23 protein-coding genes are annotated in these 26,131 nt (G+C 51.5%); 6 read left to right on the forward strand and 17 right to left on the reverse strand.

The genetic code is table 11. The annotated features are described in order from the left end of the window. Positions 1-55 precede the first annotated feature (55 nt). From P1P89_05500 to P1P89_05520, 5 genes are all read left to right on the forward strand, one after another. Positions 56-1,054 (forward strand): tripartite tricarboxylate transporter substrate-binding protein, encoded by a 999-nt coding sequence (locus P1P89_05500; GenBank protein MDF1590953.1) that lies wholly within the window; start codon positions 56-58, stop codon positions 1,052-1,054. Between the two features lie 192 nt (positions 1,055-1,246). Further along, positions 1,247-2,899 (forward strand): thiamine pyrophosphate-binding protein, encoded by a 1,653-nt coding sequence (locus P1P89_05505; GenBank protein ID MDF1590954.1) that lies wholly within the window; start codon positions 1,247-1,249, stop codon positions 2,897-2,899. A 193-nt stretch (positions 2,900-3,092) separates the two neighbouring features. Beyond that, positions 3,093-4,784: a thiamine pyrophosphate-binding protein gene (locus tag P1P89_05510; protein MDF1590955.1), complete on the forward strand. Its 1,692-nt coding sequence runs from the start codon at positions 3,093-3,095 to the stop codon at positions 4,782-4,784. Positions 4,785-5,123: 339 nt separating this feature from the next. Continuing rightward, complete coding sequence (locus P1P89_05515) at positions 5,124-5,768, forward strand: 4Fe-4S dicluster domain-containing protein (GenBank protein ID MDF1590956.1); 645 nt, start codon at positions 5,124-5,126, stop codon at positions 5,766-5,768. A gap of 1 nt (position 5,769) precedes the next feature. Next, positions 5,770-7,563, forward strand: coding sequence for an aldehyde ferredoxin oxidoreductase N-terminal domain-containing protein (locus P1P89_05520; GenBank protein MDF1590957.1), 1,794 nt, complete (start codon positions 5,770-5,772; stop codon positions 7,561-7,563). A 114-nt stretch (positions 7,564-7,677) separates the two neighbouring features. Here the strand turns inward: P1P89_05520 and P1P89_05525 are convergent, their stop codons facing one another. From P1P89_05525 to P1P89_05570, 10 genes are all read right to left on the reverse strand, one after another. Beyond that, complete coding sequence (locus P1P89_05525; protein MDF1590958.1) at positions 7,678-8,577, reverse strand: isocitrate lyase/PEP mutase family protein; 900 nt, start codon at positions 8,575-8,577, stop codon at positions 7,678-7,680. A gap of 52 nt (positions 8,578-8,629) precedes the next feature. Next, positions 8,630-9,244: a hypothetical protein gene (locus P1P89_05530; protein ID MDF1590959.1), complete on the reverse strand. Its 615-nt coding sequence runs from the start codon at positions 9,242-9,244 to the stop codon at positions 8,630-8,632. Between the two features lie 101 nt (positions 9,245-9,345). Beyond that, positions 9,346-9,909, reverse strand: coding sequence for a flavodoxin family protein (locus P1P89_05535; GenBank protein ID MDF1590960.1), 564 nt, complete (start codon positions 9,907-9,909; stop codon positions 9,346-9,348). After that, the gene (locus P1P89_05540; protein ID MDF1590961.1) at positions 9,906-11,567 is read right to left on the reverse strand and encodes a thiamine pyrophosphate-binding protein; all 1,662 of its coding nucleotides are present in this window, start codon (positions 11,565-11,567) and stop codon (positions 9,906-9,908) included. The genes P1P89_05535 and P1P89_05540 overlap by 4 nt, the downstream gene beginning before the upstream one ends. Before the next feature lie 20 nt (positions 11,568-11,587). Further along, the gene (locus P1P89_05545) at positions 11,588-13,420 is read right to left on the reverse strand and encodes an aldehyde ferredoxin oxidoreductase family protein (GenBank protein MDF1590962.1); all 1,833 of its coding nucleotides are present in this window, start codon (positions 13,418-13,420) and stop codon (positions 11,588-11,590) included. Positions 13,421-13,531: 111 nt separating this feature from the next. Further along, complete coding sequence (locus P1P89_05550) at positions 13,532-14,200, reverse strand: class II aldolase/adducin family protein (GenBank protein ID MDF1590963.1); 669 nt, start codon at positions 14,198-14,200, stop codon at positions 13,532-13,534. 300 nt (positions 14,201-14,500) lie between these two features. After that, positions 14,501-15,589 carry an ornithine cyclodeaminase family protein gene (locus P1P89_05555; protein MDF1590964.1) on the reverse strand — a complete coding sequence of 363 codons (1,089 nt, stop codon included), beginning with the start codon at positions 15,587-15,589 and terminating at the stop codon, positions 14,501-14,503. Between the two features lie 170 nt (positions 15,590-15,759). Further along, entirely contained in the window at positions 15,760-16,227 is a 468-nt protein-coding gene (locus P1P89_05560) for a tripartite tricarboxylate transporter TctB family protein (GenBank protein ID MDF1590965.1), read from the reverse strand. Between the two features lie 25 nt (positions 16,228-16,252). Continuing rightward, a complete protein-coding gene (locus tag P1P89_05565) occupies positions 16,253-17,746 on the reverse strand; it encodes a tripartite tricarboxylate transporter permease (protein ID MDF1590966.1) in 1,494 nt (497 codons plus the stop codon). A 21-nt stretch (positions 17,747-17,767) separates the two neighbouring features. Next, positions 17,768-18,790: a tripartite tricarboxylate transporter substrate binding protein gene (locus P1P89_05570; GenBank protein ID MDF1590967.1), complete on the reverse strand. Its 1,023-nt coding sequence runs from the start codon at positions 18,788-18,790 to the stop codon at positions 17,768-17,770. Between the two features lie 510 nt (positions 18,791-19,300). Between P1P89_05570 and P1P89_05575 the strand changes: the two genes are divergently transcribed. Continuing rightward, a complete protein-coding gene (locus P1P89_05575) occupies positions 19,301-20,599 on the forward strand; it encodes a CBS domain-containing protein (GenBank protein MDF1590968.1) in 1,299 nt (432 codons plus the stop codon). Between the two features lie 221 nt (positions 20,600-20,820). Here P1P89_05575 and P1P89_05580 read toward each other — a convergent pair whose 3' ends face one another. From P1P89_05580 to dctP, 7 genes are all read right to left on the reverse strand, one after another. Further along, on the reverse strand, positions 20,821-21,198 hold the full coding sequence (locus P1P89_05580; protein ID MDF1590969.1) for a cyclophilin-like fold protein: 378 nt from the start codon (positions 21,196-21,198) through the stop codon (positions 20,821-20,823). A gap of 47 nt (positions 21,199-21,245) precedes the next feature. Then, positions 21,246-21,746 (reverse strand): alpha/beta fold hydrolase, encoded by a 501-nt coding sequence (locus P1P89_05585; GenBank protein MDF1590970.1) that lies wholly within the window; start codon positions 21,744-21,746, stop codon positions 21,246-21,248. A gap of 40 nt (positions 21,747-21,786) precedes the next feature. Further along, positions 21,787-22,002, reverse strand: a complete 216-nt coding sequence (locus P1P89_05590) for a hypothetical protein (GenBank protein ID MDF1590971.1) — start codon at positions 22,000-22,002, stop codon at positions 21,787-21,789. A gap of 159 nt (positions 22,003-22,161) precedes the next feature. Beyond that, complete coding sequence (locus P1P89_05595; protein MDF1590972.1) at positions 22,162-22,623, reverse strand: hypothetical protein; 462 nt, start codon at positions 22,621-22,623, stop codon at positions 22,162-22,164. A gap of 253 nt (positions 22,624-22,876) precedes the next feature. Continuing rightward, a complete protein-coding gene (locus P1P89_05600; GenBank protein ID MDF1590973.1) occupies positions 22,877-24,193 on the reverse strand; it encodes a TRAP transporter large permease subunit in 1,317 nt (438 codons plus the stop codon). Continuing rightward, positions 24,190-24,741: a TRAP transporter small permease subunit gene (locus P1P89_05605; GenBank protein ID MDF1590974.1), complete on the reverse strand. Its 552-nt coding sequence runs from the start codon at positions 24,739-24,741 to the stop codon at positions 24,190-24,192. The genes P1P89_05600 and P1P89_05605 overlap by 4 nt, the downstream gene beginning before the upstream one ends. 101 nt (positions 24,742-24,842) lie before the next feature. Continuing rightward, entirely contained in the window at positions 24,843-25,982 is a 1,140-nt protein-coding gene (gene dctP / locus P1P89_05610; GenBank protein ID MDF1590975.1) for a TRAP transporter substrate-binding protein DctP, read from the reverse strand. Positions 25,983-26,131 lie beyond the last annotated feature (149 nt).

The raw sequence follows: 26,131 nt of genomic DNA on the forward strand, positions 1-26,131 counted from the left end.
TGGTATACGTTAGATATTCCATAAATCGATAACAACCATACAAAGAGGAGGAAACGTGAAAAAACAAGTATTTTTAATTTTACTTACAATCCTGATTGTATTTGTTTCGACAACCCAAGGTGATGCCAAACCCTTTTACGATGGCAAGGTGCTTAAAATTATCGTCGCCACCAAACCGGGGGGCGGCTATGACTATTGGGCCCGTCTGGTCGGCGCCTATATGGAAAAAAATCTACCCGGCAGCACGATCATCGTTAAAAACGTGCCGGGGGCCGGACATGTCATTGGAACCAATGCCCTCTACATGTCAAAACCGGACGGATTGACCATCGGCACCTTTAACCGGGCGGTGGGCCTGACCCAGTTGGTGGGGATGAAAGGGGTCAAGTTCGATTTTGCCAACTTCAGCTGGCTGGGCTCTCCCAATTCAGAAATCTACAGCTTCATGGTGCGTTCCGATATTTATAAAAATCTGGACGACGTTCTGAAGGCGGATAACGTTCGACTGGCGACGACCGGGCTGGGGGCCATATCCTATATCACCCCGCTCTTATTTTATCAGATGCTGGGACAGACGAATTATACGGTTGCCACCGGCTATTCCGGGGCCGAATCCGAGATGGCGCTTATGCGCAAGGAGATGGACGGCACCTGGGGGTCGTTTGAGAGCCTGAAGGCGGTGGTAGACGGCGGGTTCGGCACCTGCGTCGTGCTCATCGGCAAAAAACAACCGGCCGGCTTTGAAAAAGTTCCCCTGCTGAAGGAAATTATTAAAGACGAAAAAAACAAAACGGTGGTGGAACTGCTGAATGGGCTTAACATCGTCGGCAGACCGTTTGCAGCCCCGCCAAAGGTTCCGGCGGATCGTCTGAAGGTGTTGCAGGATGCCTTTTATAAGGCCTGCCATGATCCGGAATTCATTAAATCAGCGGCAAAATCAGAGAAAGAGGTTGGTTTCGTCGGACCCGATGATGTGGATGTCTGGGCCAAAAGCATGTTAAGCCTGCCGCCGGATGTGGTCAAACTGATCAAGAAAGCGTACGGGATCGATTAATTCATTTCCACCGGCAACATAAAATCTGTCTCATGTTGGTGGATGTTCGTAAGCTGAAAGTGAAAAACCGGTTAGCGGTTTTTCACTTTTATGCTGTTTATATGGAGGCCAACCACTACGCGACACCCAGTGGGAATGGAAAGAGAGAGATGCTCTGATCCAACCGTATACAACTGTGGATAGAAAGGACAAATGATGAAAATGACCGGCGCCGGAGCGGTGGTTGAGGTTCTCAAGGAAGAAGGAATCCAACATGTCTTTCATCTCCCCGGGTCCCAGATCATCGATATCCTGGATGAGATTTATCAGAGCCCGATCCGTCCCATCATGACCCGCCATGAACAGGGGGCGGCCTTTATGGCCGAAGGGTACGCCCGGGCAACCCGGGGGGTGGGTGTATGCATGTCAACGGTGGGACCGGGCGCCGTCAACCTGGTAGCCGGTGTTGCCGCCTCATACAAGGCCGGGACGCCTGTCATCGCCATTACCGGCGTGCATGACCAGAAAATGCTGGAAAAAGATTCCTTCCATGAGATCGACCAGGTCGGAGTCTTTAAGCCCATCACCAAATGGAGCGCATATGTTCCGCAAAGCGAAAAAATCCCGGAGATGATGCGCAAGGCGTTTCGCATCGCCTTAACCGGCCGCAAAGGGCCGGTTCACCTGGCAATACTGGATAATGCCTCAAAGGGAACTGTCAACTTTCCGCGCAGCCGTCCTTCCCGATATCGTACCCAGACGCCGCCGACCTGTCCGGAAGAGACCATCGATCAAATGGTCGGCCTGCTCCAAAAGGCGCGGTTTCCCTTTATCCTGGCCGGGGTGGATACGCTCTGGTCGAGAGCCGGCCATGATCTGGTGGAACTGGCTGAAGCTGCCGGGATTCCGGTGGGCACTTTGAGGGATTCCTGGGGGGCATTTCCGGCTTCACATCCGCTGGGGGTAGGCATGGTGGCCAGAAGCAGGGGCGAGGCCGGCAACCGGTGCATTCAACAGGCCGATTTGATCCTGGCGCTGGGGGTTAAGTTTGATTTTCAGTCCACCCGCTATTCATATGATATCATACCGCAAAAGGCTAAAATAATTCATGTCACGAACGATCCGGAAGAGGTCGGGCGCATCTATCCGGTTAAAATCGGGGCGGTCTGCGATCCGGGCCCGGTCATCAAAGCCCTTGTTAAAAAAGTGAAGGCCAGAAATATTCATTTTAATTTAATAGACACCATCAGCGAAATCAAAAAGACGGCCCGAAAAAAGCTGGATGCCGAAGTTGACCCTAAAGCAGTCCCGCTTCAGCCCCAGGCGATTGTCCGAACGCTCAGAAAGACATTGCCGCCGGACACGATCATTGTCATGGATGGCGGCAATTTTGCCAAGCACGTGCGCCGGCAGTTTGATATCGTCGAGATCGACACCTATCACTATCCAGATGATTTCGGCTCGGTCGGGGCCAGCTTTCCAATGGCCCTGGGGGTCAAGGTCGCCTGTCCGCAGCGGCCGGTGGCCTGCTTGAACGGCGACGGCGCCTTTCTGTTGAACTCCCAGGAGCTGGAAACCGCCGTACGGGAGAAGATCAACGTGCTCACGGTGGTATTCAACGATTTCGGCTTCGGCAACGTGCGGGCCTATCAGAAAACGAAATACGAATGCCGTTTCATGTGCGACCACGACAATCCGCCATTTGATAAAATGGCGCGGCTGTTTAAAGCAGATGGTGCGCACGTTGAAAGTCTGGATCAACTGGAACGGGCGGTCAAAAAAGGATTGCGCAGCAAAAAACCCTATATCATTGACGTGATGATGACACGGGAAGCATTGGAAAAACCGGGATTTGTAGGAGGCTGATTTTTCCTATAATGTGCGTTATAAAGTTTGGCAGACTCGAAAAAAATTCGAAATTTCGTCATGCCTGTGAAGACAGGCATCCAGCCACGCTTTAGCGTGGTGGAAACACTGGATTCCCGCATTCGCGGGAATGACGCTAAGGGACGAATTAAGACTTTTACGAAAGCATCAATTTTGGAAGGGGAGATGCGTCATGAGCGAAAAAGAGCCTAAAAACGGAGCCGAGATTATTGTGGATTGCCTCAAGGCCGATGGGGTCAGCCATGTTTTCGGCGTTATCGGCAGCAGTATTCTGGATTTTCTGGACGTCCTTTATCGCACCCCGGAGATTACCTATGTCCGCGCCCAGCATGAACAGGGAGCCGCTTTCATGGCCGACGGCTACGCCCGCGCAACCGGAAACCCCGGCGTCTGCACCGCCACCTGCGGTCCCGGCGTCACCAACATGGTGACCGGCATCGCCGGCGCCAACAACGAATCTTCACCGGTTATTGCGATCCTGGGGGATATCCATACCAAGCATTACGGTAAAGGGCCGGCAAATTTTCACGAAATCGATCAGGAGAATATGTTCCGACCGATTACGAAGATGAGCAAACGGATCGAAAGTGTCGAACGCATCGAAGAGTTCATGCGCATGGCCTTTCGCACCGCCCGGAGCGGCCGCAAGGGCCCCGTTTACCTGGGGATACCCCGAAACATTCAAAAAGAAAAAGCCACGAGTATGATGTGGCCGAAGGAAAGCTACCGATCGGAAGCAGTTGTTTTGGGCGATCCCAAAGCCATTGATCAGGCCTGTGATATGCTGCTGGCGGCAAAATCCGCCGTAATGCTGGTGGGCGGCGGCGCGCGCTGGTCCAGGGCTGAAAAGGAAATATTGAAGCTGGCCGAAGTTTTAGGAATTCCCATTACAGCCAGTCATAAGGGGTTTGTGACCGAAGACCATCCCTGGTCGGTGGGTGTGGTGGGGATGACCGGAAACCCGGTTGCGATGGATGTGATGCAGGATGCAGACGTCGTTCTGGGACTGGGTTGCACATTTAACCAGGTGACGACAGCCAGCTATACCCACCGCGTCATACCGGAAGGGGCCAAAATTATCCAGATCGATATCGATCCTTTGGAGATGGGCAGAAACTTTCCCATTGCACTGGGCATCGTGGGCGATTTAAAAGCCGTCTTGCAGGAAATGATAAAAAAGATCGACCCCAAAGCGTCTTCACAAAAAGAAGACCGTTTAAGTAAACTCCTGGCTGCCAAAGAAGCATTTGAGCAGCGGCTGTTGTCCGAAGGGGCTGAATCCGACGCAATGCCCATTAACCGGCTGCGCCTGATGCGGGATCTCGGCAAGGTTATCGACAAAAATGCCATTGTTTCAGCCGAGTCCGGTTCCACCCACGGCTGGTTTTACTACGGCTTTAAGAGCTATACGCCATTGCTGGAGCCTGGAGATTTGAGCTGTATGGGCAGCGGCTGGTGCATGGCCATGGGTGCCCATTTTGCGTTTCCGCAGCGGCAGGTGGTATCTTTTATCGGGGACGGCGCCTTCATGATGACCCTCAATGAACTGGCGACTGCGGTGGACCATAAGATCCCCATCGTGGTGGTGGTTGAACACAACGACGTCTACGGCAACGTGCGCCGCAAGCAGATTGAGCATTTTGACAAACGCTTTGCCGGCAGTGAGCTTTATATTCCGGACCTGGCCAAGGTTGCCCAGGCCTTTGGCGCACACGGCGAGCGGGTTGAAAAACCGCAGGAAATCATACCGGCCATGGAAAGGGCATTGTCATCAGGCAAACCCTCAGTCTTAGACGTTATTGTCGATAAATCATGGGACAGTCTGGAGCCGTCCGTAAAGCTTCGCGTCAAGGATCGGTACTGATTGGATCACCTCCAAAAGAGCGGGTGATCATATAGGATTCAAGGGTTCCGGTGAAATGAAAATACGCCGTTAAGCTGGAAGGCCGGGAAGCTGGAAAAAAGAAAGAAACTGAGACAGGGGTCGGCTTGTCTGCAATAATGAAGGCATGTCAGGACTTCAGAGAGATATCGGGGAGGTTGAAAGAATGCAGAAAGCCTCGAATCATTAAAAAAACCTTGAACCCCTGAACCCTGAATCCCTTTCTCCCAATACGTCTACCGAGGCTGGCTGCTGCGGAGCGTGGATTAATTGGGGAAGAATCTAAATAAACCTATCGCTACAAGACAGGGAGAGTGCGTTATGAGCAATGAGCAAAAGCAACAGGTAATAGGGGAGAAGAACGGGTGGGGGATTGAAAAAATACCATCCCCCCAGGGAGTCGCTTATATTTCCGCACGCTGGGATCTTTGCGTGGGGTGCGGCGCCTGTGAAGTGGCCTGCTCCATGTTTCACCATGGTGTCGTCAACCGGGAACTCTCCCGGATCAGGATTTACCGCTATCTGCTGCCGCTGCCTAAATCCGTCCAGAATGTCTGTTCCCAGTGTCCTGAAAAAGAAAGGGAATGTCAGAAGGCCTGTCCCGAGGACCCGCCGGTCATTCATTATGACCCCGAGCGCTTCCATATGGTCGTCGATGAAGACCGCTGCCTGGGATCCGGCTGCAGCCAGTGTCGGGATGCCTGCCCGGCCGATGTGCCGCGGTTTTATCCGCCGGAACAGGATGTGTCCATGGTATGCGACCTGTGTGAAAAAGACGGCCGGCGGCGGCCGCAGTGCGTCGAGATTTGTCCCACCCAGGCGCTGGAGTTTGTTTCACCCAAAATTCCGCACCATCTGGAACGGATTCATCCGGATGTGAAAGCGGCCAGCCTGGCCAATCGGCTCTATCCGCTGCCAAAGGACCGTGTCATTCGAATGCCTGAAGAAATCTGGGGAGGCAAATAAAATGGGAGAAAAGAAATTTAAACTGCTGGAAGTGGATTTGACCAATGAAAAAACGCGAACGGTGGATGTCACCGAAGAGATGCGCCGGTTTGTGGGCGGGCGCTCACTGGGCGCCAAACTTTTGTGGGACCGGATTCCACCCAAGGCGGACCCCCTGAGCACGGAGAATGTCCTTTATTTCGGAATCGGACCCATGACGGGATTATTGGGGTCGGTTACCAATGTCAGCGCCAAGTCGCCGTTGACGCATTTGAGGGGCCAGTCCAATATGAATGGCCATTTCGGTCTGGAACTCATCTATGCCGGTTACAATGCCGGTGTCCTTTTTACCGGTAAAGCTTCCAAACCGGTATATCTGTATGTGAAAGACGACCATGTCGAAATTCGGGACGCATCCCATCTGTCAGGAAAATCCGGCCTTGAAACCCAGTACCAGCTTACGGAAGAACTGAAAGAAGAAATCGACGACCAGAACATCCGGATTGCGGCCATCGGTCCGGCCGGTGAGAATATGGTGCGAAATGCGGATATCTGTCACGATTTTTATCACCATGCCGCCCGGCTGGGGATGGGGACCGTGATGGGATCCAAGAAGCTGAAAGCCGTCGCCGTAAAAGGGACCCGGGCGCCGGGGTATGCTCACCCGGAGAACGTTCTTGAGATCTTGAAAAAATGGCTCCACGCCGGCCGGTTGTATCGGATTCAGAATCGGCGTTGGGGGCACACCCAGTCCATGTCCGGCCGCTATTATAAAACGATCGAAGGTATTAAGAATAAGCAGAAGGGCTGGGATGAAATGTGCGACAACTTTAATCCCGTTCTGCTGGAGCAGCGCTACAAGATCTGGGGGGATGCCTGTCACGGTTGTCCGGTGGCCTGTAAAGTGCCGTATTTTATGATGGGGCCGCCCCTGGGACCATTTGCCGGCGAGCTGCGTCATGACAATGCCGGCGGGTGGAGCGCCAATGTCATGATCCCCGGCTATGAACTCCAGGGGTATCTGTGCTCCTATGTGGATTACCTGGGATTGGACGGCGAGGATGTCTCCGGCGTCGTTGCCTGGATGATGGAATGCTATGAAAAAGGGCTGGTCACCAAAGAAGATCTGGGCGGGATTGACCTGACCTGGGGAAATGTGGAAGCCATCTGTGCGCTGTTAAAGAAGATTGCCCATCGCGAGGGTATCGGCGATGCCCTGGCCGACGGCCTTAAATTTGCACCGGCCAAGATCGGGAAGGGAACTGAAAAATACGCCATTACCGGCAAAGGTGTTGCAATTACGTCCTATGAACCCCGGGGCAGCATGAAGGACGCACTGGATCTGGCCGGAACGGCCGTGGGTGAGATCCACGGTTCCAGGGGGGCGCCGGAACGGGTCATGTTTGATTCTTTGACCGGCTGTTCCTTCTGGCGCAAGACCATCAAGGATATTTACGGGAGTATTGCCGACTGGGCCATCCAAGGACTCCATGCCACCTGCGACTGGCAGCTGAGCCAGGAGGACTGGCGGCTGCTGGAGCTGCGGGGGGCCACCATGGAAAGGTGTTATTCCATTCGCGAAGGCCATTATATCCCGGAGCGGGACGATATCATGCCGGAACGGTTTTTCCAGGAGACCATCTACAATAAATACAATGAACCCAAAAAGCTCGACAAGAAAGAGTTTTTTGAGAAGCGAAAAGGGCTTTATCATTCCTACGGTCTGCAGGATGACGGCACGCCGTCTCCGGAGTTTCTGGAACAGCTCGGGCTGGGGTTTGCCATTCCGGAAATGGAGGAAGCGTTAAAGAAATAGGACCTGTATACCGCTTTCAATAATAAAATTCCGAAACAATGATTTGCGATATAAGCGGTTGTAGAAAAAAACATTGGGATAACGGAATGTTTTTTTTGACAACCGCTATAATTGTTATTTTTTTCCCCACTTTTTCTTTTCAACCGTATCTTCCTCCACGGCATAATGCGCTTCCAGGCCGCACAGATCTTCGATTTCTTGACGCGTTTGAATCCATTCGTCCGGCGTCAGCCCGCTGTAATCCCCGGTACGTTTGATTTCCGTCAATGCCTGTTTCAGATAATAGCAGGAAATGCCGATATGGATCTGGGCATCGATGCAGCCCATGTAACCCATCGCCTGGAGCTGCTTCAGGTTGTACAGCGGTCGGCCGTCGCGGTTGCCGCGACTCTGGACCCAGATCAGTGGGAGTTTGGATTTTTTGGGGGCGGCTACCGCCTCCTTGTGATTACGCGGAAAAACTAGGCCCAGGTCTGCGCCGACGGCAGCCGCCTTGTTGATGCGCTTGATCGCTTTGCCCAGACCTTCGAACCGGCAGGTATCGGAACGGGCGATAATGATAAAATTTTTGTCGATGGCGTCGCGGGCGCGGCAGGCCAGTTTAATTTTATCGACGAATTCTTTGACCGAAACCGTATGGGCCACATATTTGTGATAATGCGCGCGTTTGGGGTAAAGCTGATCCTCGATATGGATTCCGGCGACGCCTGCAGCGATAAACTCCTTGACCGTCCGCATGGCGTGAAGGGGCTCGCCGAAGCCGGCTCCCGCGTCGCAGACCAGAGGAATCGTGCAAGCATTGGCGATGCGCTTGGCAAATTCGACCTGCTCGGTCATGGTGAGCAAGGGTTCGGTCACGGTCAACGAGCTGCCGGTGGCATACCCGCCGGTATAGACGGCTTTGAAACCGATTTGTTCCGCAATCCGCCCGCCCATGGGATCGATGACAGCAGGCATGTATATGAATTTTCCTTTCTTCAGAATCGTTCGCAAGCGCGATGCAGGAATGGGCATTTTTTTCCTTCCAATCGTTTCATGTATTTGTAATGGCTGCTAAACGTAAGGTTTATGTATTCAGCGTTGGCTCAAAAAACAGCTCTTCGGGGGACAGCGCCCGCTCCAAAAGTCCCTGATCACCGGCGTAGTCGATAAAGCGCGTCAGGTTGGCCCGGTTCTTTTTAAAGCCGTTGGGCCAGGGATCGGTACCCAGCAGGCGGCGTTCTTCTTCGAACAGATGCCGGCCCCAGGCCATAAGCGACCAGTTGGGGTCGGCATAATATTCCCTGCAAATTCGTTTGGCGGATTCAAAAGCCTCCATCATGTCCATTGCGGCTTCCGGGTATTTTTCCAAAATTTCATCCTTGAACGCAAGAATGTGCATGATGGGGTAAAACCCGTTTTTTTGAAAATATTTCAGCTCTTCCCGTTTCGGGTTCGGGAATAATCGTTTGATTTGATCGCTGCCACCCGAGACTTCTTTGGGCGGGTGGGGCATGATAAGGGCATCGAATTCACCTTTCCGAAGCATGCGCCCATGGCGATCGGCGCCGTCTTTTAAGGGTACCGACTGACCCACCTGCAACACCGCTAAATCAAAATCTTTAAGCTGAACGGACCCGTCAAAAAAGGGGATATGACGGTCATAGTGTGACAGGGCCAGGGTTAGTTTTGGTTTGGACATCACTGTTTTTCCTTAAGAAATATCAAGTAGTATTTTTAAAATAAAATCCCCCCAACACCCTTTTCCAAACGTGAAAAATGAAGGATTACCGGAAGTGGTCATTATTTTCGTATAGAAACCATTACCTCGTGCATCCGCTTTCCTAAATCCCCTGCTTCTTTGAAGGCGCGGGCATCTTTATGGATATCCCCGGGGGCCCGGGCGTAACCGGTGACATACCCGGCCACAAGAATCTGCTGGTCGAGAAACACGTCGTTGATGATGCGGACCGCGCTGATGCCGCCGCGGCGGTTGGCGACGGCGACGCTTCCCCCCACTTTGTTTTTCAGCCGCTTGTGATGCCACAGGCTAAAGGTGCGATCCAGAAATACCTGGGCATTGCCGCTGATGCTGTGCCCCATGTGCACGGGGCTGCCGATGACGATGCCGTCGGCTTGCAGCAGTCCGGCATAGATGGATTGCATGTCGTCATGGATGTGGCATTCACCCGTTTCCGCACAGCGCCAGCAGGCATCGCAGGGCGAAATGTCGTGATCCGCGATTTTGACAAATTCGGTGGCGGCCCCGTTATCGACGGCCGCGGCCAGAACCGCACGAACAAGAATGTCCGAATTGCTTTCCATGCGGGGACTGCAGCCGATGCCGATCACCTTGAATGGTTTCATTGCTCGATCCAGACATCCAGAACCGATGGTTTTCCGGAATTCAGCGCCTTTTTCAAAGCCGTTTTAATCTGGGAGGGCTTTTTCACGGTATAACCGGCAACCCCGAATGATTCTGCCATTTGGGCCAGGTCGGGAACGGGGTTATCAATGTTCGATCCGATAAAAAGGTTTTTCTCCAGGGCTTTTCCTTTAAAACGAATGGCGCCGTCTTTTACCGCCTTATACTGTCGGTTGTTGCACACGATTGTGATAACAGGAATCTTATACCGGGCTGCGGTCCACAACGCCGGGTTGGTCATGATAAAGCCGCCGTCGCCCACAAAGGCGATGACCTGCCGGCGGGGGAGGGCCAGCTTGACTCCCAGGGCCGCCGGCAGTCCCCAGCCCAGATAGCCTGCGGGGGACCGAAAGTATGTGCCCGGGTGTTTAAATTGATAGTGTTTTAAGAGGGGGCGTGAGGAGCGGATGGTGTCGTCGACGATAATGGCATCCGGATCTGCTGCGTCCTGGATCTCCCGCACAAGCTGTGCTACCCGGATGGGGGTTTTGCCCCAGATGGATTCAACTTCCTTTACCCGGATGGCTTCCCTTTTTGCCCAGTCCGTCTTCATCTGATTGAAACGTTCTCGGAAAACAGCGATCCTTTGAGCTGACGCCGAAGCCTTTATTTGACTGATCAGGATTGCAAGACCCTCCTTTGCGTCGGAAAGGATAGGGGCTTCCACAGGGTAGAGTTTTCCGATGACAGCCGGATTTGAATGCATATGAACAGTTTTGATTTTCTGTAAGACCGCATCGTTTTCTGAGTAGGCTGTTTGAACAAAAATTTCACACCCCACGCCGAGGATGAGGTCAGCAGTTTTGATGGTTGCGGATTGGGCCTCAAAACCTCCCCGGTAAAGGGGATGGTCGAGGGGAAAGTTCAAGTAGGCCATAGACTGGCGTCCTTCCGCCAGGACAGGGATTCCCAGTAATTCGGCCAATTCAACAGCCTGGGGCAACGCATCGGTTTGTGCAATTTCATTTCCCGCGATCATGACCGGTTTTTTGGCGGCAAGGAGCAGCTTGATCGCCTTTTTAATGTCTTCAGGGTTGGGACACAGCCGGGGTTGAGAGTCAAACCGCTGGGAAGGGGGGATTTTAGCATTCATTTTCAAAGCCAGAAAATCCTCGGGTATGGATAAAAAAACCGGACCCGTGGGAGGCGTGGTGGTTATTTTAAATGCCCGGGTAATGTCATCGGCAATGTTTTCCGGCCTTAACACCTGCCAGCTCCATTTCGTAAATTGTCGCGTCATGGCGCATATGTCATCAACTTCGGAAAAAACCCCCCGGCCGAGAATGCGACTGTCCTTATTCGCAATGGTCAGGACCATGGGAATGCCGTCGATATGGGCGCCGCAAAGCCCGCCGATGGCGTTGGAAAGTCCCAGGGCGGTGTGGACATTGACAAATCCAACGCCGCCGCCTGCGCGGGCGTAACCGTCTGCCATGGCGACTGCGACACTTTCATGCAGCGTCAGTATATATTCGATCTCGGGCGTTTCCACCAGCGCGTCTAAAATGGCCACCTCGGTAGTTCCCGGATTTCCAAAAATATATTTGACACCTTCATTTTTCAGAGATGCCAATAAGATTTCAGCACCGGTTTTTTGCATTTTATAATTCCTTCCACTGGTCAGATATCGATGTTTAATTTGTCCATCAACCTTTTTTGGGGAATGCCGGTATCCATCTCCCACCCCAAAGCAGCATAAGCGTCATCTTTGAGCTTTTCCATTGGAACCATGCTTCCCTTGTTGGGTCCTTCCGGCAGGGGTTCTTTCAGCAGTCGCTCCGGAAGTGTGTCATCTTTTCGCCTTAACCCTTCACGCGTGTTGAAAAGACGCTCCACTGTCAGAATTCGCCAACCGATCCGGCTTAATTCCTGGTTGTCGATGTCGACGCCTGTCAGGGCGTGGATCAGGTCGGGATATAAGGGTACGGTAATTTTACGCGGAAAGCAGCAGAGCACCAGCGAATCTCCGATAATGCGATCGATGGCTGCTTTTTTGATCTCCACTCCTTTGCCCGTTATGTTTTTATGGGTGCCGGCAGCAGCTTCCGAACGGGCCGGCAGGCCAAAGGCATGGTGGTCGCCTCCTTTCGGATTAATGGCAAACGCCAGTGCCTGGCCGTAAAAGCCCCTGGGTTCATAGCCGCCCATTTCAAGCCCCTTGCAATGCATGGCAAATGCGGCTGACCCGGCAATCTGTTCCGCAAGGCGTCTGGTGCCTTCTCCCCACATGTATCCGGCGCCGTCACGCATGACAATCTTTTCTAAAGTTCGAATTGCAGCATCATCATCACCAAAGTCAAGGGAAATGCCGTCTGTGTGAGTGGTGTTGACGAGGCCCTTTTCAAAGCATTCCATCAGGAAGCTGATGGTAAGGCCTGCGGAGATGGTGTCGACACCGTTTTCATCGCATATCTGACCGGCGGCAACAATCGCGTCGAATTTATCGATGCCGCAGTTGGATCCGAATGCATACATGGTTTCATATTCGGGACCGTCGGCCTGGGCGCCTTTATAGGGGCCATCATTGATCCGGATAAAATGCGAGCAAGGATTGGGGCAAAAAGGCCCGCAGGCGATATTTTTTCGCGGCCATTTATCCTTGTTAAGGGTCGGGGCGATATCGGCCAGTTTTTTTTCTTCAAATGATCCGCTTTGCCAGTTCCGGGTGGGTAGCATGCCGTTCCGATTCATCCAGGGCATATCCTCGCCGGTACCAAAGGAATGGCGGCGTTGGGCCCATTCCCGATTGTCGTCCAGGCCCTTTCTGGCTTTTTGTAGAAGCGTTTTAAATTTTACAGAATCGATCGGTGGGATTTTCCGGCTTCCGGAAATAATGATCCCTTTCAATTTCTTGGCGCCCATGACACATCCGGCCCCGCCGCGGCCAAAGGCCCGATAGGTTTTACCGTCATTCATGACGGACGCATATTTAATAAGTTTTTCACCCCCCGGGCCGATGGCGGCGGTAGCGGCTGTGCGGTTTCCGCTTTCCTTCAGCATGATATTCTGAGATGCGAGTGTTTTTTCTCCCCAGAGGTGCATTGCACTTATGAATTCAACCTGATCATCAACAATATTGAGATAAACGGGATCCTGCGATTGTCCCTTTATCATGATGGCCATATACCCGGCCTTGCGAATGGTGTGTCCCAATTTGCCGCTGCTGACCGAGTAAAGATAAAGATGGGTAAGCGGAGATTTGGTGGTGAGCACGACTTTCGGGCTAAAGGGCGTCGGCAGCCCTTGTGAAATCCCCACAGTGAAAATTAATGGATTTTCCGGAGACAGCGGATCCACTCCGGCCGCAGTATGTTGATACAACAGGTAAGCGCCAAGGCCCCGGCCCCCCAGGTAATCCGTTAAAACGTTTTCCGGGATAGGGTGGATTTGAAATTTCCTTCTGGTTAAATCAATTGTGAGAATATTGCCGGCGGGAAATAGCGGATCGGGCATAACGGATCATCCTAATTGAAGAAAAAAAGTAAAACCCTTTTAAAACACGTTGCAACATCAGGACCGGATTGTATCCCTTGTGATGAACAAATTGCGTTGGGAAAGGATCAGTCAAGGCAATTTGCTTAAATAATAATCCCAAACCTTGTTGATGATGCTTCCTTTTAGCAGGGCAGCCTGACCTTCTTCCTGTTCTTCGTCTGAAAGGGGTTCCGGATCCCCGGCATGATATGCTTCCAGGAGTCGCTGGGCGTTTTTTTCGAAATAAATACTCAAAAAGAAGAGCGCCTTCACACTTTCGGCAACGACCACAGATCCATGCCCGCGGATGATTACCACCTTGGCCTTTCCCAGCGCCATTGCCAGGCTGTCACCACGGGAGGCGGTGTTGACATGCCGGGCATCTTCGTAGATGGGGATGCCGTCGGCGAACAGGGTGCCTTGAAAAATGGCCGGGAAAATCGGCTGCCGGGCAATGCTGAGGCTGATCACCGCCGGGGAGTGCAGGTGAGCGACGGCATGGATGTCTTTTCTGGCCTGATAAATGGATGAATGTATGTGGGTTTCGGACGGCAGCCGGACACCCGCCTGGACTGCAGTGGCGTCCATATTTGCTTCTACGATATCGTCGGGCCCAACTTCCAGCCGGCTTTTTCCGTGAGAATTAATCAGAAATAAATCTTCATTGACACGGCAACTGACATGACCGCTGAAATCGATCAGGTGATTTGCCTCCAGCAGGCGACAGCAGCGTGCGACTTGGGATTTTAACTCATTCATATTTTAGTACTTTTTTAGAAAACCTGGTTTTCGAAGTCGTGTTATAGGGATAAACGGATTTAAAAAAACAAATTTCAAGCACCAAATCACAAATAAATCTCAAATTTCAATATTCAATAAACAAAATGTTTCGGAACGAACCATTGTTTGGATTTTCGGAATTTGGACATTGGAAATTATTTGATATTTATTATTTGTCATTTGAGATTTTCAAAAAGTGAATGCAATTATAGCAAATAAAAAATATTTAAGTGTTATATGTTAGATATAATAACAAAAGGTTATAAACTTTTATGAATGTTATGGATGAACATCTTCCAGGAACATTTCGCTGTCTAATTTCTGCCCGAGGTCCTGGGCGGAAGCCAGTTCGAAGACCTTTGCCCCCACTGCGGCAAACTGGGCGGCCACCCCGATATTGTTGATAAACGCGGTAATCTGTTTATCGTCGGTGCGACCGGGGACTATGCCGTTTACCAGCTGACCGAGGGTTGGGTAGGAGCCCCAGTCGAACTTGTCGTATGTCCAGGGATGATCGCGCACCTCCATATTGAGTTCCTGTTCCCGCTTTGAAAACAGGGTGGAGGTATAGTTATGCTCCGGGCTGTTCAGATTGATGAATAGGACATCGCAGCGCCGGTAGGCTTCCATTTCGATCTCCGACCGCTGCAGGCAGCTCAGGTGGACGCCTTCGGACAAAAGCCGTGCGGGGAGAAAGGGCTGCCGGGAGTTGGTGGCGGTAACGATGATATCGACGTCTTCGGCGGCATCATTCGGGCTATCAGCCGACTGCACCGGTATTTCAAGGAGGGTTTCCATTTCCTTTGAAAACCGTGCACGGTTTTCGCGGGTCGGGCTGAACACCTTGATATGCTGAATATCTCTGACTTCAGCCAGGGCTGTCAGCTGGGTAACCGCCTGCCAACCGGAACCGAAAATACCGACCCGGGCAGCGTCTTTTCTGGCAAGGTGCCTGGCGGCAAGCCCATTGGTGCCGCCGACCCGCATGCGCGACAGATAACCGTCCTGTATGATCGCCAGGAGCTCTCCGGTAATGGAGCTGAAAAGTAAAATCAACCCCAGCCACTTGCCGTTTTGAACCGGCAGCTTTACCCGCCGCCGCAGGTTGCCGAAAAGCGGCCAGGTGCACACGTCCGAGCTGAAGCGAAGCGCCGCCACCTTAAAAGCAGGGGAGGCGCCCCCCATTGTTTTGAGATAGTGGGCCGCCAGATCATTTTGTTCATTGGCAAGGGGCACATGCAGGTCCTGACGCGGAAACGTCACCGACTCACCCCGGCCCAGTTCACCGTAGACAACATCCAGTGCGTCGATGGTATCCTTCATGGTCAGGACCTGATCTACATCGGAATTGGACAGCATTAAAACCATCAGAATATCTCCATAAAATAGGGCTTTATAACTTTTGAATAGGTTTGTGGAATTGGTCCGTTCGTATTTTATAAAAGGCTCACGCCTAAAATCCCAAAAGATGCATCATTTCCTATTTCGAGCTTAACAGTGTCATAAACACCCGAACCGGAAGAGTCAACCGGTTCGTCTTAAAGCGTTGTTCTGAGGCCAACGTAAAACACCAGGTAAACTGCCAGGACAAATGAAGCGGCAATAATCGTACTGATTTTCCAGGAACGTTTGGCAAAAAACCTGAGAAACGCCAAAAGAAAAATCGGTATCGCTATCATAAAGCCCAAAAAATTGATTCCCAAGGCCAGGACAATGATCCATGCCCAGACTTCAAGGATTTTGCGGCCTTCACCCGGCAGCGGCGCCTTCTGGTGTTTAAGCGGCTTTTTAGCGGAGGCTTCAGGGTCTGCATCCTGCTTTTTGCCTGCACGTTTAGACTTTACGATTGAATTGGCAAGATGAATAACCGAAAAGGCCAAACCCGGGATGGAGAGGGTTAATGGAACGATTCTCGGCCGTTTGGCATACCCCCAGCCCAGGATAACAAACATGGCGAAGATGATTACCAGTAATGTCGCAAAGCCAATTTCTTCAGCTTTTTTCATCGGAAACTCCACTTCCTGTTGATGTTCATCCGGCGAGATTTTCACTCCGGCGCCGCAGAACCGGTTTTAAAAATGACCAACCGATCACGATGACAGACAAAACGACCAAAACCATTGCAATCGGACGGTAAATAAAATCACCGCCGAAAATCCGGATGGATAAAAACAGGTTTTGCTCGACAATCCGGCCCAGAACCAGGCCCAGCAAAAGAGCGGCCCGGGAAAAGTTCAATCGTTTCATCTCGAAACCGATGATCCCCAGAACAATGGCAACAACAATATCACCCATGCTGTTGGTGGTCATATAGGCGCCGATAAAGCAAACCGAAATAATGATCGGCGCCAGCACGGATCCTTCCAGAAAGGTGATTTTTGCCAGACGCTTGGCCAGCAGCATCATGATGGCGGCCCCGCCGACATTGGCAATGGCAAGGGTCCACACCATGGCAAAGGTAAGATCCAGCTTTTCATCCAGCAGCGCCGCGCCGGGCGTAATCCCGACGATCAGGAGCGCACCCAGCAGAATGGCCATGGAACCGCTGCCGGGAATACCGAAGGCAATGGTGGGAACCAGCGCGCCGCCCTCCTTGGCGTTGTTGGCGGCCTCCGGTGCGATGACGCCGCCGATATTGCCTTTGCCGTATTCAACTTCCCCTTTTTTTGCGGTTTGTGCGGCCTGCCCGTAGGCCAGAAAGCAGGCCACGTCCCCACCCAGACCGGGGATAATGCCGATGATGACACCCAGGATGCAGGAGCGTACAAACAGGCCCCAGTGTCTGAAAACATCCATAACGCCGGTCCAGGGGCCGGTTAACGTGGCTTGTTTTTCAGGTTTGGCAATGGAACCGCCCTTTACCAGCAGATCCACCATTTCAGCGATGGCAAACAGCCCGATGACCGAGGGAACCAGCTTGATTCCATCCCACAGATAGATGAGATCAAAGGTGTAGCGTTTGGTGCCGACAATGAGTTCTTCTCCGATTAAAGAGATCATCAGGCCCAGCAACCCGGCGATGACCCCCTTCAGGGGTTCATCGCCGCTTAAAGTTGCCAGAAAGACCACCCCCAGGATTGCCAGCATGAAAAATTCAGGCGGACCGAAAACGAGCACGACCGGTCGCAACACCGGGATTATACAGGCCAGCACCACCGTCCCGAACACGCCCCCTAGGGCGGAGGCGGCCAGGGCCGCGCCGATGGCGCGTCCGGCCTCGCCTTTTTGGGCAAGGGGAAACCCATCGATGAGGGTGGCGGCATTGGGGCCGGCGCCGGGGACTCCGAAGAGGATGGCCGAAACCGAACCGCCGGTGACCACAACCGAGTGGGTGCCCAACAGGAATGCGACGGCGCTGACCTCATCCAGGCTGAAAGAAAACGGAAGAACCAGCGCCAGGGTAACCGGTCCGCCGATCCCCGGAGTGAACCCCATGAACAGGCCGAAGAGCACACCTATACTCATATAGCCGATGGCAGGCCAGGAAAATACCAGTACCAGACCGTCCCACAAAGCTTCTATCATAAAAAATCCTCTCTTCTTTGATTATTTCATGGTCTGTTTCAACTCATTTACAAACAGGGGAGGCGCTTCCGTAAAACTACGCTCGATGAATTGGAGGACTTTTTCTCCAGACAACCAGGAGACCGGGCGGTCCATTTTTTCAGCTTTTTGGACAAGGTCGGGGTCTGTGAGGGTTTTTTTAAACGCTTCGCGCATAAAGGCAACCCGGTCGGCCGGGGCCCCCGGTGTCATCATCATGGCGCGGGAAACGTTCATGATGCCGATATAAGTGTCGGCAATTTTTTTGCCTTCAGTGGACATGGGAAAATCATATATCAGCGGGACGTTTTCAAGGCCTTTTACTTTCTCATCGGCGATTACCAGCAACGGTTTAAAGTCGCCGGCTTCAATTTTTTTGATTTTACTGCTGACCGAAGATGCCGTCCCGACCAGCTCTCCCCGGATAACCGACAGGTCGGCATCCGAAGTGCCGCTGAAGCCGGTGACAATGTCGAAGTGTTTAATATCGTATACCAGCTTCAGTACCAGAAGGTCCAGGTAGGTTGAACCGACCGTGCCGGTGGAGGCTAATTTGATGGTTTCCTTGGATTGCAGAATATCATTCCAACTGGTGTATTGCGATTTGGTGCCCACCACAAAGACCTGGGGTTCATCGTTGAGACGCGCCATCCAATTGAACTTCATGAGGTCAAAATCAATTCCTTTGGCGCCGGCGATTTGTGCCGGAATGGAGCCGGTCATGTTCAGGATGCCGATGGTGCGGCCGTCCGGTTTTGCGCGATAAACCAAATTGGCGCCGACCACGCCGCCGCCGCCCGGTTTATTTTTTATGACGATGGTGCAGCCCGTATATTTTTCAAGATGCGGGGCCATGAAGCGTGCGTAAAAATCATAACCGCCACCGGCACTGTATGGGACAATGAATGTAACCGTTTTACCTTTATAAAAAGTTGCGGCATCCTGGGATAATGCAGGGGTTTGGCTGCCAAAAACAATACCACCGACGACAAGGATACAGACTAAAACCAAGCTTAAACGTTTCATTATCTCAAGTCTCCTTTCTTTTTGACCTGTAAACAAGATTACCATGGAAATGGTTTGGGTTGACCCTGATGGGGGGCAACGTATATGGCTTCTTGCTGAGACGAGTTTTCGCAGCAAGTTTTAAAAAGCCCCTGTTTTGCATATTTCTTGTCAGGGGCAGGATTTATTTCTAAGCGGCGGATGGATCCTTAACATTACAAAGTGTGCCGGTATAGAAAATCGGGCAGGGTGCTGATATATTTTAGCTATATTATAACTATTAAAATTGCCGCGGCGAAAAGTCAAGAAAAATCACCGCGCATTGTTATTTTAACAAAGTTTTGTATTTACGCGTCATTTACGTCAAAGAATTAATTTGCCCTTGCGCTTTAACATAAATTTTTGTAAATTTATGGCATAACTCTGGTCGGAATGTTTTCCACATAAGCTTTAAAAATATTTCCCTTTATCCGGTCTTTCCGCAAGCGCTTTGATACATCCGGGCAGCCGGATTTCAATTCGATCGTTATCATGAGAATTGTCACAACCCACAAAAACACCGACTTTGACGGGTTGGCTTCACTTGTGGCTGCAACCCTTCTTTATCCGGGAGCTGTGGCCGTACTGCCTAAAATCATCAATCCGAATATCAAGGCTTTTCTCTCGATCCATAAAGATTTGTTCAGTATCCACAGCATCGCTGAGTGTAATATGGATGCAGTGGACAGCCTGGTCATTGTCGACACCAACAGTTGGGGACGTCTGGACGGTTTTCAGAAGCTCCGTCAAGATGATGATCTTGAAATTATACTGTGGGATCATCATGCCGGTGAGGGGGATATCCAGGCAAGTTGGGAGTGCCGCGAAGCGGTTGGCGCTAACATCACGCTGATGCTGCGAAATATAAAAAAGGAAAAAATGCAGTTGACGCCGATGCAGGCCACTCTTTTCCTGGCAGGACTGTATGAAGATACCGGCAACCTGTCCTTTCCGTCCGTAACAGCGGAAGATGCCTATGCGGCTGCTTACCTGCTGGAAACCGGTGCGGATCTGCATGTGCTGGGATCGCTGCTGAGGCCCGTGTATGGCCAGAAACAGAAAAATATCTTGTTCCAAATGCTGCAAACAGCAGAGCGCATCAAGGTAAACGGTTTTACCATCAGCATCAATAAACTGGAGATTGAAGGCCATGTCGGCCGCCTGTCGGTCGTTGTCAACATGTATCGTGAAATCGTTAATGTGGATGCTGCTTTCGGCATCTTTTCCGACAAGGATCGGCATCGAAGCATCGTGATCGGCCGAAGCAATATCGAACTTTTGGATATGGGCGGGATCATGAGGGAGCTGGGCGGCGGCGGACATCCCGGCGCCGGATCGGCCATGTTGAAATCCATTGAGCCCGACGCTGTTGCGCGAATAATAAAGGATTCGATCCAGGGGCACCAGCAAACGGCTATCAAAATAAGCGATTTAATGTCTTTTCCGGTACTGTCGGTCTCATCGGAAACCAGTATGCGGGAGGTGGCATTGATTTTGCGTGAAAAGGGTTGTACGGGCGTACCGGTTGTGGATGCGGGCAGACTGGCGGGAATTATTTCCCGGCGTGATTTTCGGAAAATAAGAAAAGATGATCAGTTGACCGCACCGGTTAAGGCATTTATGAGTAAAAAAATTATTACGACGGAACCTGCCAATAACCCGATGGAGGCGATCCGCCTGATGGTAAAACACGATATCGGCCGGCTTCCGGTGTTGGAAAACGGGCGCATCATCGGCATTATTACCCGTTCCGATGCCATGCGCTACTTCTATGATCTGTTGCCGGATTAAGCGTTGGAATGGATGAATAGTCTCCCGCAGAGACGCAGAGGCGCAGTGAATGGTCGAAAATGTCGATACCTGCAACTGACGGGAGCACGCATGGCTTTCTGCTTAACTTCGGCGAAGCCCTGATGAAGGCCGGGTACTGCCCGATGTGGCAACGGCCTGGAAGAATGATATCCCCTGCGTCTCAGCGTCTCTGCGGGAGCATCACAACACCTGATCTTTTCTCAGCCTTCCGCTTTGCTTACCTTTACCATCGCGTCATGGGGCACTTTTTTGAAAATGGTCGCGTCTCCCTCCACTGATCCAAACACATTGACCGCGCTGGCGGCGCGGATCTCATCGGCGCGGCTGGCGGGGGTTCGACCGAAAAAAATACAAAACGCCTTCCCGGGGGGCCAGTAGGCCAACTCTCCCTTGTTGACGACATCACTGGCACCATCCGCTTCTTTTATCTCAACCGGGATGCCAAAGTAGATTTCATCACCCCAGGTGTTAGCACGGGATTCCAGGGGTAACGCCTTCCAAACGGCATCGGCGGTGGGATTTTCCTTCAGCACGGCCGTTGCGGTGATTTCACCTGCGGAAATAAGAATTTTACGCATGCTGCCTCCATTTATGGATAATTTACACCTGATGTTAAAAGTTGCGTTCAAATCCGCTCAATTGCATCAAGCATCAAGTCCAGGGACCGATGTAAATTGTGATCGTCGTCAACTTCATGCAGCTGAATCCGCTGGGGGGCCGGCGAGCGTTGAACCAAAGCGCGAATCGAGGCAATCGGGATGACCTCATCCCTAATCCCTGCGATAATAACGGTTGGAATTGACGCCGGCACATAGAGTGATTCAAGCATCAGTTTCTGCTCTTTCGTAAAAATACTTTCATCGCGGCAGCCCACGGCAGGCGCCAGCAGAACCAGGGCGGCAATCAACTCGGGATGCATCAACGCGAACATCAGGGCCGTCAACCCGCCCAGGGAAGAACCGATGACGATCGTCGGCTCTTCAATGACCCGTTCAACAATCCGGGTCCTTGCATCTATATCCGGCGGCAGAGAAGGGATCAAACTGTCGGGATAATGGGTTTTGAGAAGCCGGGATTTGGTTCCCTGGGGGCTGCTGTCAAGTCCATGTAGAAAACATAACCGCATCTAAAACAGCATTGCTGCAAAGCGCAAAGTCCAGCGGGATCTAATCATTGGGGAACGTATTTTCAAACCCTTTGATGAGACCATAAATGACAAAACCGATTGTTGCCCCCACCAGCGCAAAAACAATATAAGAAATTACATTGGGCCATAAGACATACATGCGATCCAGTGTAAGGCCAAATATGCTAAGGGCGATGACAACGGCGACAATTGAAATGACAAACCATTTATAAGAATCTAATCCTAAAAACGACATATTACTATTACTCCTATAAAATTGGTTTCTTGAAATAAATTTCATTACTATATATACTTTTATAAAGACTTTTAATCAACAGATTTTTATGATTTTTATAGAATTTTAGTTTCTATTTTTTACCCGGAGGGGCATCCTCGGCTTTTGCAACAACAGGGTTTACAATCCCTTGAACTTCATTTCAGGGTTGCTCTTTCGGATGACTGTTAAAACTTTTTGCAGCGATTCATCGGTAATGCGGGTAAAGAGATATGCTTTTTCGCGATCCAGCCGGAATCGGATAAAACCGAAGGGAATAATTGCAAAGCGGGGTCCCTCCGCCATGCTGATGTCTCCGGCGTTGACGGTTATCTTTCTGCGAAAACTGGTCAGTTCAATCGTTCCGTCCGGATCTACCGTGATTTTATATGAGATTCCCAGAGAGAAGTACCAAGTATAAGCCAGAACAAAAGCGATCATCAGGAGCTGACCGAGCGACCAACCCGTTTTGAGCGCCTTTGAACCCAACAGAAAGACACAGACGACGGTCCATGCCGCCAGCAGGAGATAAAAAAGACCCGGGTAAAGAACAGGGGGTTCATAAATAAGATCTTTATTTTTAGCGGGTTCTTTCTTTTTCATTTCGTGGCGTGAATCATAAAATGAGACCCTTGAAAAATGCTCAATTTTGTTCAATTTCAAGGAAGGCGATAATTTTAACCACCCCGACAAAAACATCGTCGGGACAGGCATCCATACACGGTGTATTTCGAGGATTAAAATTTGAGCCTGACGCCGAAATTGGGCAAAAGGGGGCGTTTTGCGATGGTCTCAAAAAAGCAGGCGCTCCTGTAAAGAGCGCCTGCCGGTATCCTACACATGACAGCGGTTAATGTTAACCTCTGTATAACAACCGCGGCAGGATGAGAATGATTTCCGGAAACATCATGACCAGGGCGACCCCAATAATCTGGAGGCCGATAAATGGCGCCGATGATTTCCATATATCGGTGGTCGAAATTTCCGGCGGCGCCACGCCTTTAAGATAAAACAAAGCGTAGCCGAATGGCGGCGACAGGAACGAAACCTGAAGATTCACCGCAAACAGAACACCGAACCAAATCGGATCAAACCCCAGTTGTCGGACGATGGGTCCAAAGATGGGAACGCACAGCATGATGATCCCGACCCAGTCGATAAAGGCTCCAAGGAAAATCAGGATAATCTGCATGACGATAATGATACCCCAGGGGCCGAGTCCGGAGCCTAGCAGCAGGTCGGAAACAAACCGGCCGCCGCCGACCATCACATAGAGACCCACAAAAATGTTGGCGCCGAAAATGGTCCACATCACCATGGCGGTCGATTTCAAAGTGGCTTCGGCCGCTTCCACGACACCCTTCCATGTGAGTTTGCGCTGTAAGGCCGTCAGCAGAATCGCGCCGGCGGCGCCCACGCCGGCCGCCTCCGTGGGCGCGGCGATACCGGTAAAAATAGTGCCCAGAACAAGGAAGACCAGAATGGCGGGGGCGACGATACGGCCCATCAGTCTGAGTTTGGCTCTCAATGGAATCTGATCTTCTTTGGGTACAGGCGGCCCCAAAGTTGGGTTAATGTAACAGCGGACGGTGACATAGGTTATAAACAGTCCGGCGAGCATTAGCCCCGGTAAGATCGCGCCGGCATACAGTTGACCAATAGACGAATTATCCACCAGCCCGTAAACAATCAGCATGACGCTGGGCGGTATCAGGATGCCCAACGTTCCTCCCGCCAGGATGGAACCGCAGGCAATAAACTTATCATAGTTGCGTTTCAGCATCTGCGGCAGGGCGATAACGCCCATGGTTACTTCACTGGCGCCAATAACCCCAACCATGGCGGCCAGCATGGTGCATGCCAGAATCGTTGCCGTAGCCACGCCGCCTTTTAAAAAGCCGAACCACTGATACACCAGTTCATACAGTTCCTCGATGATGCCGGAGCGTTCAAGGACACAGGCCATGAAGATAAAGAGCGGTATCGCCGCCAGCAGATACTGCACCATCAGGCCGAATATCCGGGTGGAAACGAGATTTACGGCGGACGGACCCTGTAGGAAAGCTGTAAAAAGAATACCCACCGAACCGCAGGCAAAGGCTACCGGAAGTCCCAATGCCAGCAGGAAGAAAAGGGAGCCAAACATGGTTATGGTAATCAGTTCAATGCTCATCGCGTCATTTCCCTCCCGGTGATCGCTTTGTGTAAATCCCGAATAAACCAGACAATGCCCTGCAGGAGCAGCATGAAGGCGCCGAAAGGCATCATAAATTTAACCGGATAAAAGGGCGGGGCCCAGTCCGTCAGAGACAGTTCCCCGATGACTTGGAACCCAAACAGGGTCCCACCTCCGTGCATGGTTTGTGAGCTCCAGTAAAACGTCCAGCAGGTATACAGCAGTACAAAGTTGAAAATAAAGTAGAAGATGGATGTGAACATATCCAGAAAGGCCTTGGTGCGTTCCTTACGGGTGGAATAAAATACATCCACCCGAACGTGGGCGCGATGATAATGGGCATAGCCGGCCGCCATCATGTACTGGATGCCGAACAGCAGCGTCATGGTCTCATGGCCCCAGTTGGTCGGCAGCCCGAAAACATAGCGCATGATCACTTCAAAGGTAATAACGGCCACGGCCAGCAGGGTCACCCCGACATTTAATTTGCCGATAAAGACGTTGGTCTTTTCAACCGCCGTCATGAATTTTTTAAGCGAGTTCATTCGATTTCCTCACAGAATACCGCTTCGGTTCACTATCGCTTTCGTAAAAATATTACAAAATGGGGGAAGGAAATTGGTTATTCCTTCCCCCGGGCAAAGAATTAGAAAACAAGTTTTTTGCCGTTCATGTCGACCATGTCTTTGTCGGTAATGTACCCCATCTTGACCGACTTCATGTATGCGAACTGGGATTTAAAGGCCTTCATGGCACGCGGGGACTTCTTGGCCCACTTGACCCACAGCTCCGGCGCAAAACGTTTGAATTTTTCGATGTCGCTGTCTTTCAACCGGATGATTTCGACATGTTGCTCCGTCTGGAACTTTTCAAAGGCGATGATGTCGGCGGCCTGGATCGCAGTGTACATATCATAGGAGTGTTTTGCCACCATGGCTTCGATGAATATCTGCCAGTGTTTGGGGATTTTATTCCAGGTTTTCATGTTGACTTCAACGCTCATGATGTCCACGGGCTGATGCAGACACGGTGTGGACGGCGGGCCCATGATGATATACTTGGCGATTTCACCGTAGCCCAGGTTGTAGTTGATGGCCGCGCCAACGTAGTCGGAGGCGTCGATGACGCCCTTTTCAAGGGCCGGATAAACTTCGCCGCCGGGCAGAAGGACGGTGGAGACACCGGCCGCCCGGTAAATATCGGCGATGATGCCGCCCGGATAACGGATCTTTTTGCCCTTGAAATCTTCAAAAGAGCGGATCGGCACCTTGGAGTGGATCAGGTTGTCGTCATGCTGAATGGGGCCGATGTAAAACATGTTGTGTTCACCGTACGCTTCACGGGCCAGTTCGCGACCGCCAAGGGCGCCGTGCCAGGTTTCCCACTGGTCCGGCCGGTCCATGCCGAACGGATAGGAAGACAGGAAGGTTGCCACCGGAATTTTTCCCGGCCAGTAAACATCAAAGCAGTGCATGGCGTCAAACACGCCGGCTTTTACGGCGTCGAACATTTCAAAGGTACCCACGATGGCGCCGGCCGGGAATCCTTCAAAAATAACTTTGCCGTCAGAGGCCTGGCCGACTTCCTTGCAGAATTCCTGGAACTTGACATAACCCAGGGTACCGGCATCCCATGCGGTCTGAATCTTGATCTTAATGGTATCGGCGGCCTGAACACGCATGACTGCGGGAAAACCGAGAGCACCCGCTGCAGCGCCTGCTACCGCAGCTGTTTTAAGAAAACCACGACGAGATGTTCTTTTCTCTTCACTGATTTTTTTACTCATACAATACCTCCTTCTTGGTGGAAATGGTTAATTAGGTTTTACTGGGCACGTAATGACGCAAAACAATTTAAATAACTGGGTATGCAGTTAACTCAACCGCCCACTATATGTAGAGGGTTACCTCCAATAATCACTTGGCGCGACACAGG

The sequence above is a fragment of the Desulfobacterales bacterium genome (genome assembly GCA_029211065.1).
Classification (GTDB): domain Bacteria; phylum Desulfobacterota; class Desulfobacteria; order Desulfobacterales; family JARGFK01; genus JARGFK01.

Coding starts and splice junctions, on each gene's coding strand:
- P1P89_05605 (MDF1590974.1), bottom strand. CDS start 24,741: ATGAACTCGCTTAAAAAATTCATGACGGCGGTTGAAAAGACCAACGTC.
- P1P89_05565 (MDF1590966.1), bottom strand. CDS start 17,746: ATGATAGAAGCTTTGTGGGACGGTCTGGTACTGGTATTTTCCTGGCCT.
- P1P89_05540 (MDF1590961.1), bottom strand. CDS start 11,567: ATGCAAAAAACCGGTGCTGAAATCTTATTGGCATCTCTGAAAAATGAA.
- P1P89_05585 (MDF1590970.1), bottom strand. CDS start 21,746: ATGCGGTTATGTTTTCTACATGGACTTGACAGCAGCCCCCAGGGAACC.
- P1P89_05520 (MDF1590957.1), top strand. CDS start 5,770: ATGGGAGAAAAGAAATTTAAACTGCTGGAAGTGGATTTGACCAATGAA.
- P1P89_05530 (MDF1590959.1), bottom strand. CDS start 9,244: ATGTCCAAACCAAAACTAACCCTGGCCCTGTCACACTATGACCGTCAT.
- P1P89_05600 (MDF1590973.1), bottom strand. CDS start 24,193: ATGAGCATTGAACTGATTACCATAACCATGTTTGGCTCCCTTTTCTTC.
- P1P89_05510 (MDF1590955.1), top strand. CDS start 3,093: ATGAGCGAAAAAGAGCCTAAAAACGGAGCCGAGATTATTGTGGATTGC.
- P1P89_05595 (MDF1590972.1), bottom strand. CDS start 22,623: ATGAAAAAGAAAGAACCCGCTAAAAATAAAGATCTTATTTATGAACCC.
- P1P89_05555 (MDF1590964.1), bottom strand. CDS start 15,589: ATGGTTTTAATGCTGTCCAATTCCGATGTAGATCAGGTCCTGACCATG.
- P1P89_05515 (MDF1590956.1), top strand. CDS start 5,124: ATGAGCAATGAGCAAAAGCAACAGGTAATAGGGGAGAAGAACGGGTGG.
- P1P89_05525 (MDF1590958.1), bottom strand. CDS start 8,577: ATGCCCATTCCTGCATCGCGCTTGCGAACGATTCTGAAGAAAGGAAAA.
- P1P89_05570 (MDF1590967.1), bottom strand. CDS start 18,790: ATGAAACGTTTAAGCTTGGTTTTAGTCTGTATCCTTGTCGTCGGTGGT.
- P1P89_05590 (MDF1590971.1), bottom strand. CDS start 22,002: ATGTCGTTTTTAGGATTAGATTCTTATAAATGGTTTGTCATTTCAATT.
- P1P89_05580 (MDF1590969.1), bottom strand. CDS start 21,198: ATGCGTAAAATTCTTATTTCCGCAGGTGAAATCACCGCAACGGCCGTG.
- dctP (MDF1590975.1), bottom strand. CDS start 25,982: ATGAGTAAAAAAATCAGTGAAGAGAAAAGAACATCTCGTCGTGGTTTT.
- P1P89_05535 (MDF1590960.1), bottom strand. CDS start 9,909: ATGAAACCATTCAAGGTGATCGGCATCGGCTGCAGTCCCCGCATGGAA.
- P1P89_05545 (MDF1590962.1), bottom strand. CDS start 13,420: ATGCCCGATCCGCTATTTCCCGCCGGCAATATTCTCACAATTGATTTA.
- P1P89_05550 (MDF1590963.1), bottom strand. CDS start 14,200: ATGAATGAGTTAAAATCCCAAGTCGCACGCTGCTGTCGCCTGCTGGAG.
- P1P89_05575 (MDF1590968.1), top strand. CDS start 19,301: ATGAGAATTGTCACAACCCACAAAAACACCGACTTTGACGGGTTGGCT.
- P1P89_05560 (MDF1590965.1), bottom strand. CDS start 16,227: ATGAAAAAAGCTGAAGAAATTGGCTTTGCGACATTACTGGTAATCATC.
- P1P89_05505 (MDF1590954.1), top strand. CDS start 1,247: ATGATGAAAATGACCGGCGCCGGAGCGGTGGTTGAGGTTCTCAAGGAA.